Source organism: Aeromonas sp. R10-2, assembly GCF_040908445.1.
GTDB lineage: Bacteria > Pseudomonadota > Gammaproteobacteria > Enterobacterales > Aeromonadaceae > Aeromonas > Aeromonas veronii.
This window is the reverse complement of record NZ_JBFODS010000061.1, coordinates 1-22,233: the sequence shown is the minus strand read 5'-3', so window position 1 is coordinate 22,233 and position 22,233 is coordinate 1. Positions and strand designations below refer to the sequence as shown.

Genomic DNA, 22,233 nt, shown 5'->3' with positions numbered 1-22,233 from the left:
TAAGAGCGTTCATCGCTCATATTTCCCTGCTATAGCCACGCTAAAACCGAGTGGCCTTCCCGCTGATGAGACTGATCAGGGGATAAACCTGTCCAGATAGATCGCGACACTCATCGCCAATTTCCCGGCACAGCAGCAATGGCGGCATGATTCGTTATTGGTAAAAATAATCGGCTCATCAACACCATGCTAACACTGCAATCAGGGTGAATGTCGGAGTTAATTGATAATGACATTTATTATGGCGCACCACTATATCAACCGGCACGTACCAAAACTATAGTTTAGGGTATGAAGTTTTTTATATAACCCTATGTTTTACGTGAAAATAATAATCTGGTGCTCAATTATAGGTCAGGAAGTATGAAGGGTCTGCCCAACGCGTGACCTTGCGGGCCATTCAATGAGAGTGCTTTGGCAATGTCCGCCATGGCCGTCCAGCGATTTTCACACCAGGCTGGCGCCAACAGGGTTGGACGGCGCGCGGAGGCCGAAATCCGGTGATATACCACCTCGGGCGGCGTGTGCTGGATCATGGCAACGGCCGCCTCCACATACTGCTCCAGCGTCAATACCTCAAGGCGCCCCGCCTGCCATGCCTTGCCAAGAGTACTACCCTCAACCACATGAAGCGGATGCAACTTGATCCCCTCAACACCGGTCTCAACGATGCGATGCAGGGTATCGAGGCTGTCCATCGGCACTTCGCCCGGCAGGCCGACGATCAGATGAGCACATACCTTGATGCCGCGCTGATGGGCACGTCTTACCGCATCCTCATAGGCGGCATAACCGTGGCCGCGGTTGATCCGTTGCAGGGTCTTGTCATTGGCACTTTGCAGCCCGAGCTCCAGCCACACCTCGTAACCCCGGGCCTGATAGCCCGCCAACAGATCCAGCACCGCATCCGGTACGCAATCGGGGCGAGTGCCCACGCAGAGCCCCACCATATCGCTCACCGACAGCGCCTCTTCATACATCCGCTGCAGATATTCGACCTCGGCATAGGTACTGGTATAGGCCTGAAAGTAGGCAAGATAGCGCTTGGCACGGGTGACTTCGTCCCGGCGAGCCAGCAGTTGTTGCACCACGGAGAGTTGCTGAGCCGACTCGTCAGCAAAAGAGGATACATTGCAGAAGGTGCAGCCACCGCGGCCCAGGGTGCCGTCACGGTTCGGGCAGGTGAAGGCCCCGTGGATGGAGAGTTTGTGGATCTTCTGACCATGACGCTGCTTGAGATCCTGACCGAATGTATTGACGAGTTCGTGTAACGGCATGACACCTCCGCTAAAGGAGCGCCATTGTACGAGCTTGCGCAAAACAGGGACTGAGCTGGATCAAGCTAGCGGAGAGGGTAAAACATATAAATACCCGACCAATTTTGAATAAATATAGAGAAAAAGCGCAAAAAAAGGATTTTTACAGTTCTTTGACGATTCAAACAGTAAACATCCATATGAAAATGAGACCTGATAACCCACTGTTGAACAATGAGAAATTCAAAGAGACCCGACAGCACACAATTGCAAGCATGGGATATTGAAAATGTGATCCCTTCCGCTGTCGGCCACATCGGGTTGGTAAAATTACTACATTCGCCCATCGTCGCCGAGCGCACCATTGAGCCCGTCAATGGCGATATATTTAACCAACAAAATCAAGCCACACAGAATAAACACTCCATAACTGCGAGCTAATCCCCCTAACCCGACATTTTGTTATGCGAATGTAACCATGAAGACAAACCTGACCTGCGATTGACCTCGCCAGAAAATCCCATTAGTTTGGAGATTCGCCACGTCAGGCAGACGGAACCACAAGAGCCAATCGCAATTTATGCAGTCAGGTGATGACTGTGCGATACAAGGCCGAGCAAGGGAGAAATGCAATGTCACTATATGATCCAAAGCTGGAGAGGGATAACTGTGGCTTCGGCCTGTTGGCCCACATGGAAGGGGAAGCCAGCCACAAGCTTGTCCGTCTCGCGATGTCAGCATTGGCTCGCATGCAGCACCGCGGCGGGATCTCCGCCGATGGCAAGACCGGCGATGGTTGCGGTCTGCTGCTGCAAAAACCGGACAGCTTCTTCAGAGCTGTCGCCGAGGAGAAGGGATGGCACCTTGGCCGCAACTATGCGGTCGGCATGCTGTTTCTCAACCCTGACCCCGTATTGGCCCAGCAGACCCGCGACATCATCGACGAAGAGCTGGAAAAAGAGACCCTGAGTCTGGTCGGCTGGCGCAAGGTGCCCGTCGATACCAACGTACTCGGTACCATCGCCAAAGCCTCCCTGCCCAGCATTGAACAGGTCTTTGTCAACGCCCCGCCCGGCTGGGTCGACAAGGATCTCGAGCGCCGTCTCTATATCGTGCGCCGCCGCATCGAAAAGCGCGTCAACGACGACTACTTCTATGTGGTCAGCCTCTCCAACCTGGTCACAGTCTATAAAGGGCTGTGCATGCCGGTGGACTTGCCGCGCTTCTATCTGGATCTCGCCGACATCCGTATGCAGGCGGCCATCTGCGTCTTCCACCAGCGCTTCTCCACCAACACCAGCCCGCGCTGGCCGCTGGCGCAGCCGTTTCGCTATCTGGCCCACAACGGCGAGATCAACACCATCGCCGGCAACCGCCAGTGGGCCAAAGCGCGCAGCTACAAGTTTGCGACGCCGCTGATCCCCGATTTGCAGGAAGCGGCCCCCTTCGTCAACACCACGGGGTCGGATTCCTCCAGTCTCGACAACATGCTGGATCTCTTCCTCGCCGGTGGCATGGACCTGTTCCGCGCCATGCGCCTGTTGATCCCGCCTGCATGGCAAAAACACCCGAACATGGATGACGACCTGCGCGCCTTCTACGACTTCAACTCCATGCACATGGAGCCGTGGGATGGCCCAGCCGGTATCGTCATGACCGATGGTCGCTACGCCACCTGCGCACTAGATCGCAACGGTCTGCGTCCGGCCCGCTACGTCATCACCAAGGACAAGTTCATCACCCTCGCCTCCGAGGTCGGCACCTGGGACTACACCCCGGACGAAGTGCTGGAGAAGGGCCGGGTCGGCCCAGGCGAGCTGTTCGTGGTGGATACCAGCAACGGCAAGGTGTGGACCAGCTTCGAGATCGATGACGACCTCAAAAACCGTCACACCTACAAGCAGTGGATGGATAAACATTGCCGCCGACTGGTCCCCTTCGAGCAGATGGACGACAGCCAGACCGGTAGCCGCGAGTTCTCCGACGACCAGCTGAAAACCTATCAGAAGCTGTTTGGCTACTCCTTCGAGGAGCTGGATCAGATCATCCGGGTACTGGGTGAGAACGGTCAGGAAGCGGTCGGCTCCATGGGGGATGACACCCCGATGGCGGTGCTCTCCTCCGGCCCGCGCACCCTTTATGACTACTTCCGCCAGATGTTTGCCCAGGTGACCAACCCGCCCATCGATCCGCTGCGTGAGAACCACGTCATGTCGCTGGCCACCTGTATCGGTCGCGAGCAGAACGTCTTCAACGAGACCTTCGGCCACGCCCACCGGGTGCTGTTCCAGTCACCGATCCTGCTCTACTCCGATTTCCACCAGCTGCTGGCACTGGAAGGTGAGTACTACCGTCATCAGGTGATCAGCCTCAACTTCAAGCCCGAAGAGGGGCTGGAAGCGGCCATCTTGCGCATCTGCGACGAGGCCAAAACCGCTGCAAAGAGTGGCACCGTGCTGCTGGTGCTGTCGGACCGCGACATCAGCATGGATACCCTGCCGATCCCGGCCGCCATGGCGGTGGGTGCAGTGCAGCGTACCCTGGTGGACAACAACCTGCGCTGCGACGCCAACATTCTGGTGGAGACCGCAAGCTGCCGTGACCCGCACCACTTCTCGGTGCTGCTGGGCTTTGGCGCGACCGCCATCTACCCCTATCTGGCCTACGAAACCCTGGCCAAACAGGTTGAAGAGGGCGTGCTCACCATGTCCCTGCGCCAGGCCATGGTCAACTACCGCAACGGCATCAATAAGGGGCTCTACAAGGTGATGTCCAAGATGGGCATCAGCACGGTCGCCAGCTACCGCTGCTCCCAGCTGTTTGAGGCAGTGGGTCTGGCCAAGTCGGTGGTCGATACCTGCTTCCGCGGCGTTTCCAGCCGTATTCAGGGTGCCGATTTTGCCGACATCCAGCAGGATCAGCACAATCTGGCCCGTCAGGCCTGGCTGGTGCGCAAGCCCCTCCCCCATGGCGGCCTGCTCAAGTTCGTTCACGGCGGCGAGTACCACACCTACAACCCGGATGTGGTGCAGACCCTGCAAACCGCGGTGCGCTCCGGCAACTATGCCGATTACAAGGAGTACGCCCGTCTGGTGAACGAGCGCCCGGTTGCCACCCTGCGCGATCTGCTTGCCCTGAAGAAGGTCGACAATCCGGTCGCGCTGGATCAGGTTGAACCAGCCGACAAGCTGTTCCCCCGCTTCGACTCCGCCGCCATGTCCATCGGTGCCCTCGGCCCTGAGGCCCACGAGGCACTGGCTGTCGCCATGAACCGCCTCGGCGGTCAGAGCAACTCCGGCGAAGGGGGCGAAGATCCCAAGCGTTTCGGTACCGAGAAGAACTCCCGCATCAAGCAGGTGGCTTCCGGCCGCTTTGGCGTCACCCCCCACTACCTGATGAACGCCGATGTAGTGCAGATCAAGGTGGCGCAGGGCGCCAAGCCCGGCGAAGGGGGCCAGCTGCCCGGTGACAAGGTGACGGCCCAGATCGCCCAGCTGCGTTATTCCGTGCCCGGCGTAACCCTGATCTCGCCGCCGCCGCACCACGACATCTATTCCATCGAGGATCTGGCCCAGCTCATCTTCGACATCAAGCAGATCAACCCGAGCTGTCTGGTGTCGGTGAAACTGGTCTCCGAGCCCGGCGTGGGCACCATCGCCTGCGGCGTGGCCAAGGCCTATGCCGACTTCATCACCATCTCCGGTTATGACGGCGGCACTGGCGCGAGCCCCCTCACCTCGGTCAAATATGCCGGCTCCCCGTGGGAACTGGGTCTGGCTGAAACCCAACAGGCGCTGGTCGCCAACGGTCTGCGCCACAAGGTGCGGCTGCAGGTGGATGGCGGTCTCAAAACCGGCCTCGACATCATCAAGGCGGCCATCCTCGGCGCCGAGAGCTTCGGCTTTGGCACCGGCCCCATGGTGGCGCTCGGTTGCAAATACCTGCGTATTTGCCACCTGAACAACTGCGCCACCGGCGTTGCCACTCAGGATGAGAAGCTGCGTCGCGAGCACTTCACCGGCCTGCCGGAGATGGTGATGAACTACTTCAAGTTCATCGCCGAGGAGACCCGCGAGCTGATGGCCCAGCTCGGCGTCACCCAGCTGACCGACCTGATTGGCCGCACCGATCTGCTGGAAGCCCTGCCCGGCCTCACCGCTCGTCAGGCCAAGCTGGATCTCTCCGGCATTCTGGCCCGTCCGGTTGCTCCGGCAGGCTCCAGCCTGTTCAGCCAGCAGCACAACCCCACCTTCGACAAGGGACCGCTCAACCTGAAAATGGTGGAAGACCTGCTGGAGGCGGTCGAGACCTCAAGCGGCGGCGAGTTCCGCTACGACATTCGCAACACCGACCGCTCGGTGGGTGCGCGCCTCTCGGGTGAGATCGTCAAACGCCACGGCAACCAGGGGATGGCGGCAGATCCGGTCAAGGTGCACTTCAACGGCACCGCAGGCCAGAGCTTCGGCGTCTGGAACGCAGGTGGCCTTGAGATGATCCTCACCGGTGACGCCAACGACTATGTGGGCAAGGGGATGACCGGCGGCAAGCTGGTGATCAAGCCCCACGTCGGCGTGGCGTTCAAATCCCATGAAGCGGCCATCATCGGCAACACCTGCCTCTACGGCGCCACCGGCGGCAAACTCTACGCCGCAGGCACTGCCGGCGAGCGTTTCGCGGTGCGCAACTCCGGCGCCCTGGCGGTAGTCGAGGGGATTGGCGACAACGGCTGTGAATATATGACCGGTGGTATCGTCACCGTGCTCGGTCAGACCGGCGTCAACTTCGCGGCGGGCATGACCGGCGGCTTTGCCTACGTGCTCGACGAGTGCGGCAACTTCGCCAAGCGCACCAACCCCGAGCTGGTGGAACTGCTGGACGTGGCGGATCTCGCCATCCATCAGGAGCACCTGCGCGGCATCATCACGGCGCACCTCAATGAGACAGGCAGCTCGCGCGCCGAGGAGATCCTGGCCAACTTCGACTCCTATGTGCCCAAGTTCAGGCTGATCAAACCCAAGTCCAGCGACGTGAAATCGCTGCTGGGTCACACCAGCCGTTCCAGTGCAGAACTCAGAATCCAGGCGCAATAAGGAGGGAACCCTATGAGCCAGAACGTATTTCAGTTTATCGATGTCCAGCGGGTCGACCCGCCCAAGAAGCCGCTCAAGATCCGCAAAATCCAGTTTGTGGAGATCTACGAGTCCTTCAATCAGCCGCAGGTACAGATGCAGGCGGATCGCTGCCTCGAGTGCGGCAACCCCTACTGCGAGTGGAAGTGTCCGGTCCACAACTACATCCCCAACTGGCTGAAGCTGGCCAAAGAGGGGCGCATTCTGGAGGCGGTGGAGCTCTCCCACCAGACCAACAGCCTGCCGGAAGTGTGCGGTCGGGTCTGCCCGCAGGATCGCCTCTGTGAGGGCTCCTGCACCCTCAACGATCGCTTCGGCGCGGTGACCATCGGCAACATCGAAAAATACATCACCGACAAGGCGTTTGAGATGGGCTGGAAGCCCGATCTCTCGAACGTGGTCAAGACCGGCAAGCGGGTCGCCGTCATCGGTGCCGGCCCTGCAGGCCTCGCCTGTGCCGATGTGCTGGCACGCAATGGCGTCACCCCGGTGGTGTTTGACAAGTACCCGGAGATCGGTGGCCTGCTCACTTTCGGCATCCCCTCCTTCAAGCTGGAAAAAGAGGTGATGCAGCGTCGCCGCGAGATCTTCCAGGGGATGGGCGTGGAGTTTCGTCTCGAAACCGAGGTGGGCAAGGACATCACCTTCGCCGATCTGCTCGGCGAGTTCGATGCGGTCTTCCTCGGGGTAGGCACCTACAAGTACATGAAGGGCGGCTTTGCCAACGAAGAGGCGCCGGGCGTCTATGATGCCCTGCCCTACCTCATCGCCAACGCCAACCGGTTGCTGGGCTTTGAGAAGGCGCAAGCCGACTATATCGACTTCGCCGGCAAGCAGGTGGTGGTGCTGGGCGGTGGCGATACCGCCATGGACTGTGTACGTACCGCCATCCGTCAGGGGGCCGCCAAGGTGATCTGTGCCTATCGCCGCGACGAGGAGAACATGCCGGGTTCCAAGCGGGAGGTGAAAAACGCCCGCGAGGAGGGGGTTGAATTCATGTTCAACCTGCAACCGGTAGCTGTCGAGCTGGATGCCCATGGTCGCACCGTCGGCATCAAGGTGGTGAGCACCGAGCTGGGTGAACCCGACGCCAATGGCCGCCGCAATCCGGTGATCATCGAGGGCTCCGAGCAGGTGCTGGCTGCCGATGCGGTGGTGATGGCGTTTGGCTTCCAGCCCAACCCCCAGCCCTGGATGGCGGAGTTCGGCATCGAGCTCGACAACCGGGATCGCATCAAGGCCCGCGAGCAGGCGGAGTATGCCTTCCAGACCAGCAACCCCAAGGTGTTCGCCGGTGGCGACGCGGTACGTGGCTCCGATCTGGTGGTGACCGCCATCTACGAAGGGCGCAAGGCGGCCGAAGGGATCATGGACTATCTGGCGGTCTGATCCGACCGACCAAGACCCTGATGCGCTTTCACTATCAGCCCCGCCAATGCGGGGCTGATTTCTTTGACATGCCGCCAGTGAATAGCGATGGCTAACTCTTTGGCATCGGACAAACCCAAGAACTGCGCCATTCTGGCGCGGCATACTCATCGGGCCAATACTCGGTCTGCTGTTGAATTTTACCTTCCGCAACATGGTGAAATGTGATGGCGCGAGCATTTACGACCCCATCGCTGACCAGCACCTCACTGACCACCTCACTCCCTTGTGCCAGAAGACGGACAATCTCGAAGCGCCACAGGCCAGCTGCGGGGTAGCGACGATTGATCTCAATAAAATTCTCTCGCCCCACAATCCGTTCTCCCGATTGGGGCCAGTCACAGAAAAAATCATCTCCCAGCCAGCTTGCCGCCTTCGCAAAGTCATTGCTCTGCATCTCCTGCCAATAGGCCTCTACCACTGCTTTTGGCCCCATGGTGTTCAATTCCATACTCACTCTCCCTACACACGCACCACCAGCCACTCCCCCTTGCCGACCGGCACCAGCGAGGTGGCAAAGGCCGGGTCCTGCCCGACCTCGTTCATCCACTCCACCATCTCGCGGCGATGGGAGATGGCGTTATCAACCACCAGCAGGCCACGGGGTGCCAGCAGGCGGCGGATCTGCGGCCACCATGCCCGGTAGTGCTGACGATCCGAATCGAGGAAGATGAGCTGATAGCCGCCTTGCGGCAAGGTCGGTAACAGCTCACTCGCATCCCCTGCCAGCAAGGTTACCCAGGGGGCCAGCCCTGCCCGCTGAAAGTTGTCATGGGCCAACACGCGCTTATCCTCATCCCGCTCAATGGTGGTCACGTGCCCCTCCAACCGACGCACAGCTTCTGCCAGCCAAAGCGTGGAGTAACCATTAGAGGTGCCAATCTCCAGCACCGCCTGCGCCCCACGGGTCTGCACCAATACTGACAGCAACTCCCCCGTGTCGCGGGTGATATTGAGCAACTTGCGGTGGCGTACCTGCTGCATGCTGTCATTGCGCTCGCCAAGCTGCTCCAGCTGGCGTTTTAACTGTTCCAGTTCCATCGATATCCCTTTCGTCCTTGCCCAAAACCATTATCCCACACCCTTGGCTTGGTCTTTGGGAGTCAAATGATTGCTTTCAACCACCATTCACACCACAAAGGATGAGAAAAGGACAACCATTTGAGGCAGAATTTGTGACGTCTATCTGTTACACTTCGCGCCCGCCATTTTCCGGCTCACTCTCTGACTTGATGTCAGGCGCAGCCGTCGGTGGTTACAACCTCCGTCTCGCTCATGCCGAGCTAACCAAGCCAAACACAGCCCAGCTGGAACACAGGAACCCATTATGAGATTTGAATCGTTCGATTTTGCCCCCGAGATTTTGCGTGCTGTCTCAGATTGCGGTTATCAGGAGATGACCCCTGTGCAGCAACAGGCGATCCCGGCCATTCGCCGTGGCCGCGATGTGCTGGCCAGCGCCCAGACCGGTACCGGCAAGACCGCCGCCTTCGCCCTGCCCATCTTGCAGCGTCTGGTAGACAATCCGGCTCCGGTCCAGCCTTCCAACGCCCGGGTGCTGATCCTGACCCCGACCCGCGAGCTGGCGGCTCAGGTGGCGAGCAACATCAATGACTTCGCCAAGTATCTCGATATCACCACCATCACCATCGTCGGCGGTGGCAAGCAGGACGTGCAGGCCAAGAAGCTCAAAGCGGGCGCTCACATCATTGTGGCCACCCCGGGCCGTCTGCTGGAGCACCTCACCGCCTGCAACCTCAGCCTCTCTGGCGTCGAGTGTCTGGTGATGGATGAAGCGGATCGCATCCTCGACATGGGCTTCAGTGCCGATGTGCAGAAAATCCTGCAAGCGGTCAACAAGACCCGTCAAAACCTGCTCTTCTCCGCCACCTTCTCCGACGCGGTGAAAAAGCTGGCCAACCTGATGCTGGACAGACCGCAGATCGTCAGCGTCAACAAGCAGAACTCCACCGCCGACACCGTCAGCCACACCGTCTATCCGGTCGAGCAGAAGCGCAAGCGCGAGCTGCTCTCCGAGCTGATTGGCAAGCAGAACTGGCAGCAGGTGCTGGTGTTCGCCAGTACCCGCGAGAGTTGTGATGTGCTGGTCGAGGAGCTGAACCTCGACGGCATCAAGTCCGCAGTTGTCCATGGCGAGAAGGCCCAGGGCAACCGTCGCCGCGCCCTGCGCGAATTCATGGAAGGCAAGGTACGGGTACTGGTCGCCACCGAAGTGGCCGCCCGTGGTCTGGACATTCCGGATCTGGAATACGTGGTCAACTACGATCTGCCGTTCCTGGCGGAAGATTACGTGCACCGCATCGGCCGTACCGGTCGTGCCGGCAAGCGCGGCATGGCCATCTCCTTCGTCAGCCGTGAAGAGGAGCGTACCCTGCTGGAGATCGAGGCCCTGATCGGCCAGAAGATCCGCCGCATCATGGTGCCGGGCTATGAGGTGAGCAGCCGTGACGAGCTGATCAAACAGCTGCAAGAGCGTCGTCGCTTTGGTAAGCGCCCGCAGCGTGAAGATAACGCCGTGGCCCAGGTGATGGCCGAAGCCAAGCTGCAGGGTCAGCGCCTCAAGCGTCTGGCTGCAGCCAAGAAGCCCCGTCAGCCGAAATAAGGCGGGCAGTTGCTCTATTGAACCGCAAAGGCGCCACTGGCGCCTTTGCCATCTCTGTCATCGGTGTTGGCCCCTGGTGGTCAACTCAAGGATTGCTTATGACCTCTCCTACCTACAATCAGGCCCTGCTCGAGATGGCCACTCAAAGCCTGGCCGAACTGGCCCGCACCGCCGAGCAAAAGGCGGGCAAGCGCACTCCGGCGCAAGAGAGCCACTTTCTCTGCACCTGGATGGCCGACTCCCTCAAGGAGAAGCGCTTCTCCCGTCTGGTGATGGAAGATTTGAAAGCTTGGGTGCAGCTTGGCCGCACCCTGGGCGCGGGTGCCGATCTCAAGGGATTGCTTGCGCGCATCGCCTTCCAATACCAGTGCGCCATGACCAATCCGCAGCAATTGGGAGCCAAGCTGGCGGCCCTGCTGGAGGATCTGACGGCGGCAGGCTGGCTGGTGCTGACCGAGAGCGAGGTGAACGCCAAGCTGCGCCTGCAATCGGGCGGTCAAGCGAGTCTGGTGGTAAGCCATAGCGAATATGAAGGCCATATCGAGGACGGTGAGCTTGTCAACCCCCTCACCCTCTATGTGCGCGGTGACGAGAAGGTGCTGGCCGAGGCGGCCTTCAAGCACGGCCTGCTGCTGAGCCAGGGCAACAAGAAAACCACCCTGGTCAAACACCACAAAGCCTACCGGCTGATGCCGGACAACGCCCAACCGGCGCTGGCACTGCTGAGCGAGGCTCGCCAAGGCGCCTGAGCCCGCCTGTCTTCAGCAATAAAAACGGCAGACCCTTGAGCAGGATCTGCCGTTTTTTATTGTTCGATATTTGGTGATGAGGTTGAGTAGTCGTTTAGCGGATCTTGATGCCAATCTGGCCCGCGTCACACCACTCGAACATCACCTCCTCGCTCTTGCCGCAGCAACTGCCACCACAGACCCGACTCTCGCGCTTGATGACCCGCCCCTTGCGCATCCAGACGCCGAGCATGGCCTCCACCGCATCTTCCGAGGTGTGGAAGTGGCGAGCCAGATCACGCCGGCTCACCTTCTGCTGCGCGGCGAGGTAATCCCCCAGCTCGCGCAGGATCATAAGGTCACCACCTTGCGGGCAACGATGTCACCGTGACGGCGACCGGCCCACCAGAGCAGTCCCAGAGAGAGGCCGTAGCTGACGATCCAGAACAGGCTCTGCTCCGGGTGAGCGGCGAAGGTGGCCACCTGATAGAAGAGGGTCGCGCACATAAAGGCCATATAGTTGCACCATACCGCCGTCATCAGCGCCCACTGACGACCGGTTTCCCGCACCAGCGCGCCCATGGCGGCGGCGCAAGGCATGTAGAGCAGCACGAACAAGAGGTAGGCAAAGGCACCGGCCGCCCCGTCGAAGTGGGTCTGCATATTGCCGTAGGTGGAGACATCCACCTCCTGCGCCTCGGCGGCAGCTTTCTGGTCGTCGAGGTTGCCAACATCAAGCCCCATGGGGTCGCTCGGGTTGATCTCCGCCAGATTGGCCGCCACGGCATCGATCGCCTCGTGGAAACTGGCCACCAGCGAGAACTCGCTCTCCTCCTCTGCATCGCCACCACCGGCGTAGAGGCTGTTGAGGGTACCGACCACCGCCTCTTTGGCGAAGATACCGGTGACGATACCGACCGTGGCCTGCCAGTTGTCATCGCGTACACCGATGGGGTGCAGCACCGGGGTCACCGCTTGGCTTATCTTGCTCAGGACCGAGCTCTCCTGCTCCTGATGGCCAAAGCTGCCATCGGTACCCAGGGAATTGAGCACGCTCAGCACGGCAACCACCAGTACGATGGTTTTACCGGCGCCAAAGACGAAGGATTTGAGCTTCTGCCAGGTCTTGATGGCAACGTTGACCGGCCGCGGCCACTCGTAATCCGGCATCTCCATCAGCATGGAGTCGCTCTTGCCCGGCAGCAGGGTGCTGCGCAGCAACAGGCCGGTGAGCACCGCCACCAGAATGCCGATGAGGTAGAGACCGAACACCAGGTTCTGGCCAGACTCGGGGAAAAAAGCCACCGCAAACAGGGCGTAAACCGGCAGACGGGCACCGCACGACATGAAGGGAGCCATGGCGGAGGTCATCAGCCGCTCCCGCTCGGAGTTGAGGGTACGGGCCGCCATCACCGAGGGGACGGTACAACCAAAGCCCATCAGCATCGGCACGAACGCCTTGCCCGGCAGGCCGAGGCGGCGCATCAGGGCATCCACCACGAAGGCGGCGCGGGCCAGATAGCCGGAGCTCTCCAGCACCGCGAGGAACAGATAGAGGCAGCCAATCACCGGAATAAAGGTGGCCACGGTCTGCAAACCAACGCCAAAGCCGTCTGCCAGAATGGCGCCCAGCCACTCGGGGGCATTGACCAGCCCCAGCAGGTGGTGCACCCCATCGACAAACAGGGCGCCGCCCATGATGTCGAAGAAGTCGATAAAGGCGCTGCCGACGTTGATGGCAAACAGGAACATCAGGTACATGACAAACAGGAAGAAGGGGATGCCAATCCAGCGATTGAGCAGCACCCGATCCAGCCACTCGCTCTGGGCCTCGGTGAGCTTGCCCTTCTGCTGACGAGCCTGTTGTACCCACTGGTGGATATGGCCGTAGCGAATATCCGCCAGTTGCAGGTCGATATCCTGTCCCTGATGGGCGCGAGCCACTACATTGGCGGCGGCCGCCTGCTGACCGGGCAGCAGGGTTTCCTGCATCACCGCATCCTCTTCCAACAGGCGCAGGGCGCGACCACGGGTAGTGAGGTGATGCGGGGCGAGCAGGGTCTCCAACTCCGCCAGATCGGTTTCAAGCTCGTGGCCGTAATCGAGCTGCAAGGCGGCTTGCGGCTGACCGATAAACTGCCGAATCTGCTGCTTGAAGGCGGCAACCTGCTTGCTGTTGTGGGCAGAGAGGGCCACCACCGGGCAACCGAGGGATTTGCCGAGCTTGCTCTCGTCGATGACGATGCGGCGCTTTTGCAGGATATCCAGCTTGTTGAGCACCACCACCATGGGCAGGCCCAGTTCGCGCAGTTGCAGCGTGAGGTAGAGGGAGCGCTCCAGATTGGCGGCGTCGATGACGTTGAGCAGCAGGTCGGGTTGTTGGCCCTGGGCAAAGCGGCTGGCGATCTGCTCGTCCAGACTGCCATCCTGACTGGCCAGGCTATAGATACCGGGCAGATCCATCAGCTTGAAGTGATGTTCACCCGCACTGAACTCACCCATCTTCTTGTCGACGGTGACACCACTCCAGTTGCCTACCTGCTGGCGGGCGCCGGTCAGGGCGTTGAACAGGGAGGTCTTGCCGCTATTGGGGTTACCTACCGTTACCAGGGAATAATTCATACCAGCTCTACCTCTATTTTCTTCTGAACCCGCCGCGTGCGTGTGGCAAGCCGCTTTGCAGGTTCGACTTCTTGTCTCTGAACCGCTCCCGGTGACTTTCTTGACCGGAGCGGCAGCCGAGCAGCGGGTTATACCGGCTCGACTTCTATTTGCTGGGCCAGACTCTTTTGCATGGAGAGACAGATCCCCTGGCACTGGATCTGGAGCGGGTCCCCCAGGGGGGCGGAGCGCAGATAGATGACTTCAGTCTGGGGCAACAGGCCCATCACCATCAGTTTGCGGCGCAGCGGCCGGGCGAGCTGATTCATATTCTTGATGCGAGCACTCTGTCCCGGTGACAACTGCGTGAGTACCATGACTGACTCCTGAAGTTAAACAATAATAATTCGCTTTTACTTGGGGCATTATAAGCTGTGTCTTCAACTTTTATTTGAGTAAAATCAAACTCCGCTTAGCTAACCCATAAAGTATTGCCATGAGTCACGACAACAACAGCCGCCTCGTTTACAGCACAGATGGCGGCATGATCAAGGAGCAGAGCGCTCCCCAATCCGCCTCCCCCTTCCCCACCGACGGCACCGTGCGCATTCGCCGCGAGACCAAGGGGCGCAAGGGTGCCGGGGTGATCACCATTCATGGCGTACCCGCCGAACAGCAAAAATCCCTGGCCACCCTACTCAAGAAAAAGTGCGGCACCGGAGGCGGTATCAAGGAGGGAGTGATCGAGATCCAGGGGGATAAACGGGACCTGATCAAAACCGAGCTGGAGAAAGCCGGTTTCAGCGTCAAGCTGGTGGGTGGCTGATCCCCTTGTCACTCATGCGGTTTTTCCCTAGAATGCCCGCTCCCATCGAGGGGGAGTAGTCTCGCACACCGGTGCCATTCATTGCATGAATACCGGTTTGCGACCCTGATCAACATACTTGGTGCCAAATCACCATGGTCAGGGTGATCCATGCCAGCCATGGATTTGACAAGACCTTTGACGGGCCAGTGCCAATACCGGGGACGGATGGCGCAGGCTTGTCTTTGGTTTATAACAATTCCGTCCCCCGGTCATTTTTATGGAAGCCTTGTTAACCTCAACCCTCAGCGTCGCTATTGCCGAGATCGGCGATAAAACCCAGCTGTTGGCGTTGCTGCTCATCTGCCGTTTTCGCAAGCCCTGGCCCATCATCGCCGGCATGCTGGCGGCTACCTTGCTCAACCATGCGGGCGCTGCCTGGATTGGTGAGTTCATCAGCCGCTGGCTCGATCCCAAGATAATGACCTGGCTGGTCGCCATCGCCTTTATCGCCATGGCTATCTGGATTTTGGTGCCGGACAAGATGGATGACGAGGAGAGCCCGCTGGATAAATACGGCCCCTTTATGGCCACCTTCGTACTCTTCTTTATTGCCGAAATTGGCGACAAGACCCAGATTGCCACCGTGCTGCTGGCCGCCAAGTATGACTCGCTGGTGCAGGTCATTACCGGTACCACCCTCGGCATGATGCTGGCCAACGTGCCTGTGGTGCTGATCGGCAAGCTGGGGGCGGACAAGCTGCCGCTCAAGGGGATCCGCATCGCCTGCGCCATCCTCTTCGTCGGCCTTGGGGTGAGCACTCTGATCTTTGCCTGACCGCCTTTTCCGCTGCTCAAGCCCTCCCCTGTGGAGGGCTTTTTGTTTACTGCTGTGTCTATTGCGTAACCCGCTGTCGCAACCACCTGCCTTACAGCCAAGGGGCAGTGCACGGTTGCGGGTGCCTCATGCCATAATGGGGCAAACCTCGTGGAGTCCCCCCATGCACAACGTATCAAGAGAGACGCTTCTCGAATGGGTCAAACAGGGACGGCTGGCGCCAGAGAAGCTGGCGGACGCCCTGACCCTCGCCGATCTTCCCCCCCATCCGGCGCGCTGGCAGTGGCTGTTTGACCGGCTGCTGCTCTGGCTCGGTGCCCTCTGCATCGGGGCTGGCCTCATCTTCTTCGTCGCCTTCAACTGGCAGGAGCTGGGCCGGGTCTCCCGCCTCGCCCTGCTGGAGGCGCCGCTGCTCGCCATGCTGCTTCTGCTGTGGCGCAAGCCCCTTGGTGATCCCCCTCGTCAAGCGCTGCTGCTCGCCATCGCCCTCAATATCGGCGCCCTGCTGGCGCTGGTGGGTCAGACCTACCAGACCGGCGCCGATCCCTGGCAGCTGTTCGCCACCTGGGCGCTGATGCTGGTGCCACTGGCGGTATTTGGCCAAAGCTCGCTGCTCTGGACCTTAAGCTGGCTTCTCGGCCAGCTGGCGCTGGTGCTCTACTGGCGGCTCGGTTTGTTCACGCTCTTCTTTACCTTCGATGAAGAGGGATTGGGCTGGTGCCTTACCCTGCTCAACGCCGCCCTCTGGGGTCTGCTTCTGCTGGCGCCAAACCGCTGGCGCCTGATGCCAAGCTGGCTGGCGGGCCTGGCTGCCGGTCTGGGGGCCACCCTGCTCACCCTGCTGGCGCTGTTTGATGCCGCCTCCCCGCTGGTGTGGCCGCTCTGGCTTGGCTGGCTCGCTGCGGCCTATGCCTTGTGGCACCACAGATTTATCGCCGGACTCGCCATGGGGTGCCTCAGTCTGATTGCCGTCATCCTCGCGGCGCTGGGCAAGTGGATGGAGCCCGACATCAATGGCTTCTTGCTGCTGAGCCTGATTGCCATCGGCCTTTCTGTCACCGCCGCCCGCTGGCTGCAACAACAACGGAGGTCTCATGAGTGACCTGACCCTTTGGCAAACGCTGCAACAGGCCAATCTGGTGGAAGGGGAGATGCCCCGTGATACCCAACCCCACTGGTCGAGCCGCTTTCTGCTCGGGCTGGTGGGCTGGATTGCCGCCCTGTTCCTGCTCTTTTTCCTGTTTCTCACCTTCGAGCAGCTGACCCGCGAGGCCAACAGCGCCCTGCTGCTGGGGGCCGTGCTGCTGGCGGGGGCCTACGCCCTCAATCGCAGCCAGCGCGGCGATCTCTGGGATCAGTTCGTACTGGCCCTTACCCTGGCGGCCGATGCCTGGCTGCTCTATGGCCTGCTCGATCAGCTGGATCTCCATCACGCCCTGCTCTGGTTTGGGTTGTGCCTGCTCTCCCTTGCCATCGCCGTACTGTTCGATCACTGGCTGGTGCGGCTGTTTCACAGCGTGGCGGCGGCCCTGCTGCTCACCCTTGGCCTCGCCTGCCTCGGGCTGCAACTGCTGGCGCTGCCGCTGGTGATGGCGGCCATCACCTTCTGCTGGCTGCGGGCAGATAGGGATCCAGAGCGCCACCAGCTCTACCACTCCATCACGCTGGGGCTGGCCCTCTCCCTGCTGGTGCTGGGCCGTCTGCACCACCCGCTGTGGGATGGCGGCAGCAGCGTGCTGGACGAACTGGGGCTGTCCCGCCTGCCGCTCTGGCTCAATCCCCTGCTCTGCGCCGCCCTGCTGCTGGCGGTGATGGTGAAACTGAGGCTCCCCCTGCTGTTTGGCCTGCCACTGGTGCTGATCAGCGCCATCATCCCCGGCATGGGGGCTGGCGCACTGGTGCTGCTCCTCGGGTTTTATGCCGGCAGTCTGGGGCTGATGACCCTCTCGGCCCTGCTGCTGCTCGGCTATGGCTCGCTCTATTACTACGATCTGGGGCTCACCCTGATGACCAAATCCTGGCTGCTGCTGGGCTCCGGCATCCTGCTGCTGGGTGCCCGCCAGCTGCTCACCACCTTCGCGGCAAGGAGCGATTCATGAAACCTGTGGCCCGACAACTCGCCCTGTTGCTGAGCGGCCTCGCCATCCTGGCGGGCATCAATGCCACGGTCTGGCGCTATGAGCGCGCCATGAGCAGCGGCGAAGTGGTGCTGCTGCGGCTCGCTCCGGTCGATCCCCGCTCCCTGATGCAGGGGGATTACATGCGGCTCAACTACGAAATTGCCCGCGAGCTGACCAGCCGCGATGCCCGTGCGACTCAAAACAAGGGCAGCGATACCCTGGTGATCCGCCTCGATGCCCATCAGGTGGCCACTCTGGTGGCTGATGGCAAACCGGATCGACTCGCCAGCGATGAGCGGCTATTGCAGGTGCACCAGAGCGAGCGGCAGTGGCAGATCGGCCCCGATGCCTACTTCTTTGAAGAGGGCACGGGGGAGCAGTACGAAACGGCCCGCTACGGCGAGTTCCGGCTGCAAGCGGATGGCAAGACCCTGCTGGTGGGGCTGCGGGATGAGGCCTACCAGCCCATCGGGCAGATCCGCGCCCGCTGGTAACTGCAGTGAGTGGCTATTTACTCTGTTCATGGTCACACTCAAGGGAAGGTTGATCGCTAAGGATGTTCCCTATGAGGATATGGCTGATCTGTCATCTGTTGCTGCTCTGCTGGGCCTCGACGGCCCGGGCTGATCTGGGCAAGCTCGAGTACCTCACCGAAGAGTACCCCCCCTACAACTACAGCGATCCGCAAGGCCAGCCCACCGGCCTTGCGGTCGATCTGCTGCAGATGATCTGGCAACACAGCGGCGTGACACCCCAGCCGGTGCGCATCCTGCCCTGGGCGCGAGGTTATTACTTGCTAACCCAGAAGCCCAACGTGGTGCTCTTCTCCACCGCCCGCACCCAGGCGCGGGAGGAGCTCTTCAAGTGGGTCTGCCCCATCGGCTACTCGGAGTACATACTGCTGGGCCGCAAAGCGCAGAACATCACCCTGACCGCCTTCGATCAGATGAGCCAGTACAAGATCAGCGCGGTGCGCTCGGACGCCGCCGAGCAGTTGCTGCTCAACAACGGCATGGATGACAACAACATCATCCCGGCCAACCGCCTGTCACAGGGGTTGAAGATGCTGCTCTCCGGCCGCGCCGACCTGCTCGCCACCAGCAAGCTGGCGGGATATGACGCCATCCGCGAACTGAAGCTGAGCAGCGACGACTTCAACGTGGCCATGGTGCTGAGCGCCGAGCAGCTCTGCTACGCCTTCAGCCGTCAGGTGCCCGACAGCGAGATCACCCTCTTTCAGCAGGGCCTGACCCGCGCCCTCGCCTCGGAAGAGTTTCGTAAATTGCAGGCCAAATACCTGCCGGTGCGCTGAGCACTGACTCACCCGACGGGCAGCGGTTCGCTGCCCATTTTATTGATGAAAGATGCAATAGAGGTGGCTAGCTATTCCCGCCGCAAGCAGTCAAACTGGGCTACATAGTTGATTGCGAAGGATCTTTCCCGTGCGGACATGGCACCTACCTCATCTGCTACTGCTCTTGTGGGCCACCTTCGCGCAGGCCGATCCGGGCAAACTCGAGTATCTGAGCGAAATCTCTCCCCCGTTTAATTTCAGCGACCAGCAAGGGATGCCAACCGGATTGTCGGTGGAGCTGATGCAGCTTATCTGGAAAGCGCGGGGCGTGTCGCCGCAGCCCATCCGCATTCTGCCCTGGGCCCGGGGCTACAACCTGCTGCAACAAAAACCCAATGTGGTGCTGTTTGCCACCGCACGAACCCCGCAGCGGGAGGCGCTCTTCAAGTGGGCCTGCCCCATCGATCACTCGGAGTTTGTGCTGCTGGGGCGCAAGGCGGATAACATCACCCTCGGCTCGGAGGCCGAGATCAGCCGCTACAAGGTCGGCGTGGTGCGCTCCACCGTCTCCAAACAGCTGCTGCTCGAACGCGGTATCGATGAGCGCCAGCTGATGCTGGCCAACCGCCTCACCCAGGCGGCCAAAATGCTCACCTCCGGTCGCGCCGATCTGTTTGCGACCAACAAGCTGGCGGGCTATCAAACCCTGCAACAACTGGGCTTCAAGCCGGATAACTTTCATGTCGCCTTCGTGCTGGATGCCAGACCGCTCTGCTACGCCTTCAGCCGTCAGGTGCCCGACAGCGAGGTCGCCCTCTTTCAGCAGGCGTTGACCCACGTTGTCGCCTCGGCGGATTTCTCGGCCCTGCAAGCCAAATACCTGCCGCTGCGCTAACGCCCCGATCGCCGACGACATTGGGCGCAAGATGGCGGCATGCGCCCGCGCTTTTTTGCCAAACATGCTCCGTCGCCTTGGCGAAATCGGCCAGCTTGGTCACACTTGAGCAGATATTCCCTTGATCAGGATGGCAAAAATGAAACCATGGATTGGATTGGCCGGGGCGCTGCTGGCCACCCTCGCACAGGCGAGTCCTGAGCTCGGCAAACTGCACTACATCACCGAAGAGTACAAACCCTACAACTACGCCGATGCCAGCGGCGCCCCCACCGGCCTCGCGGTCGAACTGCTGCAACTGGTATGGAAAAAGACCAATACGCCAGCGCAGCCCGTCACCATCATGCCGTGGGCGCGCGGCTACTACCTGCTGACCCAAAAGCCCAATGCGGTGCTCTTCTCCACCGCCCGCACCCAGGCGCGGGATCCCCTGTTCAAGTGGGCCTGCCCCATCGGGTATGCCGAGATCGTGCTGGTGGTGCTGGCCGATCGCAATATCACCATCACCAAGCTCGACGATGCCAAGGCGTTCAATATCGGGGCGGTGCGAGCCGATGTGGGGGAGCAACTGCTGCTCAACAACGGCTTTGACGAAACCAAACTGATGGCCGCCAACCGGCTGGCACAGGCGCTCAAGATGCTCACCTCCGGCCGGGTCGATCTGGTCTCCACCAACAAGACCACCATGGAGCAGCTGATCGTCGAACAAAAACTCGATCCCGCCCGCTTCAAGGAGCAGTGGGTGCTGAGTTCGGAGCAGTTCTGCTTCGCCTTCAGCCATCCGGTGAGCGACGAGCTGGTCAAGGAGTTCCAGACCGGCTTGACCCAGGTACTGGCGAGCAGCGAATACCCGCTGCTGCACAGCAAATACTTCCCAACCCCCGCCGCCAAATAGCGGCGCGGCGTCGAGCACCAACAACAAGGGGCCCATTGCGGGCCCCTTCGCTTTTTTCCGTTTGCGCTCCCCTCCTTTACCGTTTGCACTCCTCTCGCGGCGTCACCCCACCGCCCTCCCACGGCCAAGCCCCGACAGCCAACAACTAATCGCTAATTAATAAAAGTTTGTGCCAGCGCAAAAAATCACTCTTTTCTGATAGTTAGCTCATCAAAACCATAGATAAGACCACTCTGGCTCCGTAATATGGCGACGGGCGTCTGTTGACCCCTTTTCCGAGATCAATGGTCAACGGCGCAATCTGGTAGCGACAGTCAGGGGCGGTAGCCACTTTAGCGGAGACCAGCCGGTCTCCCGCGCCTGCGCCAAGGTGCGAGGGTTGCCCCCTCGACGGCTTGCCCGTCAGCCCCGGGGCGGTGCCCATGCCCCCATACGCGGGGGACGCTTGGGGTAATTGGTAGGGTCGATTAGCGAAGCGTAATCGTCCACGCTAACCGTCCCCTCTCCCCTTGCGGGTGAGGGGTCGCCAACCGCGTTGGCATGGCTTCGCCAGTAGGGTCGATTAGCGCAGCGTAATCGTCCACGGTAACCGTTCCCTCTCCCCTTGCGGGAGAGGGTTAGGGTGAGGGGTCGCTAACCCGTTGGCATGGCTTCGCCATGCAGGACGCGAGGACTCCGTCCTCGACGGGGTTTCGCCGCCGCTGCGCGGCTTGGCGAGTGACTTTTCTTTGCGTGGCCAAAGAAAAGTCACCAAAAGAAAGGCCACCCCCACTTGTTCGCCCTCCTGCGTCGGGTTCCCTCGGTTCACCCGTTTGTCCCACGGCACGCGCCGATGGGCCATCCCTGGCCCAGCGGCGCTCGCTCGGCGTCCTGCCTCGCGGCCTGGACAAACGGGCTCACCTCGGCGAACAACAGGGGTCAACCCCGAACCTTCAGCACCGAGGCAAATTAAAAGTACCCTGTGATATTCGGGGCAACGATCTGGAGAGTTGTTATCTCTGATCCGGCCACTCACCCACCCCATGGCGCGACCAGATTGCCGCACCAATGAAACAAGAATTATCAATGTAGTTTCATTGGTGAAAAAATCATTGTGAGCAGAGCAGCAAGCAGCACATATCCATATCGGGAAACAGTTTTATATAGAAGGTCCGACGCGAATTCAACTTCGAAGTGCGACACTCGCCTATGCCGCCTGACGGTACTCTTCGAATACCTTGACAGGCTGCCTGAATCCGAGACATTTCCGAGGTCGTAGGTTGAGCCACTGCTCCGCTCTCCTGACATCCTCGTCCGTGACCTCTCTCAGGTCTGTTCCCTTTGGGATAAACTGCCTCAACAGCCCATTGCTGTTCTCGTTCAGACCGCGCTCCCACGAAGAGTAAGGGTGCGCAAAGTAAGTCTCGGCACCCAGCGCTTCCTCTATCGCCTTGTGTTCGGCAAACTCGCCGCCGTTGTCAAAGGTGATGGTATGCACCTGCTCGATGTAGGGCGTTAACATCTCGATTATCGCATCCCGCACCACCCCAGCCTGTTTGCTCGCGACCCGCTTGACCAGATAGAGCCGGCTCTTGCGCTCCACCAGGGTGACCAGTGCACCTGTGCCTTGCTTGCCCAGCAC

Annotated in this window: 18 protein-coding genes and 1 pseudogene; 12 read left to right on the top strand and 7 right to left on the bottom strand. The window is 60.3% G+C overall.

Annotated features, from left to right (window positions below):
- Positions 1-347: 347 nt before the first annotated feature.
- Positions 348-1,277: a TIGR01212 family radical SAM protein gene (locus tag AB5Y97_RS12560; RefSeq protein ID WP_368158089.1), complete on the bottom strand. Its 930-nt coding sequence runs from the start codon at positions 1,275-1,277 to the stop codon at positions 348-350.
- 611 nt (positions 1,278-1,888) lie between these two features.
- Between AB5Y97_RS12560 and gltB the strand changes: the two genes are divergently transcribed.
- Complete coding sequence (gene gltB, locus AB5Y97_RS12555) at positions 1,889-6,346, top strand: glutamate synthase large subunit (protein ID WP_335844056.1); 4,458 nt, start codon at positions 1,889-1,891, stop codon at positions 6,344-6,346.
- 12 nt (positions 6,347-6,358) lie between these two features.
- Complete coding sequence (locus AB5Y97_RS12550; protein ID WP_201946056.1) at positions 6,359-7,774, top strand: FAD-dependent oxidoreductase; 1,416 nt, start codon at positions 6,359-6,361, stop codon at positions 7,772-7,774.
- Between the two features lie 91 nt (positions 7,775-7,865).
- Here the strand turns inward: AB5Y97_RS12550 and AB5Y97_RS12545 are convergent, their stop codons facing one another.
- Together AB5Y97_RS12545 and AB5Y97_RS12540 are read right to left on the bottom strand one after the other, a co-directional pair.
- A complete protein-coding gene (locus AB5Y97_RS12545) occupies positions 7,866-8,264 on the bottom strand; it encodes a nuclear transport factor 2 family protein (RefSeq protein WP_201946054.1) in 399 nt (132 codons plus the stop codon).
- Between the two features lie 11 nt (positions 8,265-8,275).
- The gene (locus AB5Y97_RS12540) at positions 8,276-8,854 is read right to left on the bottom strand and encodes an O-methyltransferase (RefSeq protein ID WP_201946052.1); all 579 of its coding nucleotides are present in this window, start codon (positions 8,852-8,854) and stop codon (positions 8,276-8,278) included.
- A gap of 286 nt (positions 8,855-9,140) precedes the next feature.
- Between AB5Y97_RS12540 and AB5Y97_RS12535 the strand changes: the two genes are divergently transcribed.
- Positions 9,141-10,436 carry a DEAD/DEAH box helicase gene (locus tag AB5Y97_RS12535; RefSeq protein WP_005337380.1) on the top strand — a complete coding sequence of 432 codons (1,296 nt, stop codon included), beginning with the start codon at positions 9,141-9,143 and terminating at the stop codon, positions 10,434-10,436.
- A gap of 98 nt (positions 10,437-10,534) precedes the next feature.
- A complete protein-coding gene (locus AB5Y97_RS12530; RefSeq protein WP_201946050.1) occupies positions 10,535-11,185 on the top strand; it encodes a DUF2913 family protein in 651 nt (216 codons plus the stop codon).
- A 94-nt stretch (positions 11,186-11,279) separates the two neighbouring features.
- On the opposite strand, the gene AB5Y97_RS12525 is transcribed toward AB5Y97_RS12530, so the two are convergent.
- The 3 genes from AB5Y97_RS12525 to AB5Y97_RS12515 all read right to left on the bottom strand — a co-directional run bounded on the left by AB5Y97_RS12525 (position 11,280) and on the right by AB5Y97_RS12515 (position 14,142).
- Positions 11,280-11,519, bottom strand: coding sequence for a FeoC-like transcriptional regulator (locus AB5Y97_RS12525; RefSeq protein WP_005350974.1), 240 nt, complete (start codon positions 11,517-11,519; stop codon positions 11,280-11,282).
- The gene (feoB, locus tag AB5Y97_RS12520) at positions 11,516-13,786 is read right to left on the bottom strand and encodes a Fe(2+) transporter permease subunit FeoB (RefSeq protein WP_201946048.1); all 2,271 of its coding nucleotides are present in this window, start codon (positions 13,784-13,786) and stop codon (positions 11,516-11,518) included. Before feoB ends, AB5Y97_RS12525 begins: the two co-directional genes overlap by 4 nt.
- Positions 13,787-13,914: 128 nt before the next feature.
- Entirely contained in the window at positions 13,915-14,142 is a 228-nt protein-coding gene (locus AB5Y97_RS12515; RefSeq protein ID WP_005337384.1) for a FeoA family protein, read from the bottom strand.
- A 119-nt stretch (positions 14,143-14,261) separates the two neighbouring features.
- Here AB5Y97_RS12515 and AB5Y97_RS12510 point away from each other — a divergent pair, with 119 nt between their 5' ends.
- The 8 genes from AB5Y97_RS12510 (at position 14,262) to AB5Y97_RS12475 (ending at position 20,612) form a co-directional block, all read left to right on the top strand.
- The gene (locus tag AB5Y97_RS12510) at positions 14,262-14,591 is read left to right on the top strand and encodes a translation initiation factor (protein ID WP_005350971.1); all 330 of its coding nucleotides are present in this window, start codon (positions 14,262-14,264) and stop codon (positions 14,589-14,591) included.
- A gap of 259 nt (positions 14,592-14,850) precedes the next feature.
- Positions 14,851-15,408 (top strand): TMEM165/GDT1 family protein, encoded by a 558-nt coding sequence (locus tag AB5Y97_RS12505; RefSeq protein ID WP_005346773.1) that lies wholly within the window; start codon positions 14,851-14,853, stop codon positions 15,406-15,408.
- A gap of 163 nt (positions 15,409-15,571) precedes the next feature.
- A complete protein-coding gene (locus AB5Y97_RS12500; protein ID WP_201946047.1) occupies positions 15,572-16,510 on the top strand; it encodes a DUF2157 domain-containing protein in 939 nt (312 codons plus the stop codon).
- A complete protein-coding gene (locus AB5Y97_RS12495; protein WP_201946045.1) occupies positions 16,503-17,507 on the top strand; it encodes a DUF4401 domain-containing protein in 1,005 nt (334 codons plus the stop codon). Before AB5Y97_RS12500 ends, AB5Y97_RS12495 begins: the two co-directional genes overlap by 8 nt.
- On the top strand, positions 17,504-18,022 hold the full coding sequence (locus tag AB5Y97_RS12490; protein WP_201946044.1) for a GDYXXLXY domain-containing protein: 519 nt from the start codon (positions 17,504-17,506) through the stop codon (positions 18,020-18,022). The genes AB5Y97_RS12495 and AB5Y97_RS12490 overlap by 4 nt, the downstream gene beginning before the upstream one ends.
- A gap of 71 nt (positions 18,023-18,093) precedes the next feature.
- Complete coding sequence (locus tag AB5Y97_RS12485; protein ID WP_201946042.1) at positions 18,094-18,840, top strand: ABC transporter substrate-binding protein; 747 nt, start codon at positions 18,094-18,096, stop codon at positions 18,838-18,840.
- A 130-nt stretch (positions 18,841-18,970) separates the two neighbouring features.
- Positions 18,971-19,717, top strand: a complete 747-nt coding sequence (locus AB5Y97_RS12480) for a transporter substrate-binding domain-containing protein (protein WP_201906373.1) — start codon at positions 18,971-18,973, stop codon at positions 19,715-19,717.
- A gap of 139 nt (positions 19,718-19,856) precedes the next feature.
- Positions 19,857-20,612 carry a substrate-binding periplasmic protein gene (locus AB5Y97_RS12475; RefSeq protein WP_368158083.1) on the top strand — a complete coding sequence of 252 codons (756 nt, stop codon included), beginning with the start codon at positions 19,857-19,859 and terminating at the stop codon, positions 20,610-20,612.
- A 1,186-nt stretch (positions 20,613-21,798) separates the two neighbouring features.
- On the opposite strand, the pseudogene AB5Y97_RS12470 reads toward AB5Y97_RS12475, so the two are convergent.
- Positions 21,799-22,233: pseudogene (locus AB5Y97_RS12470) on the bottom strand (IS30-like element ISAs2 family transposase); the annotation flags it as partial.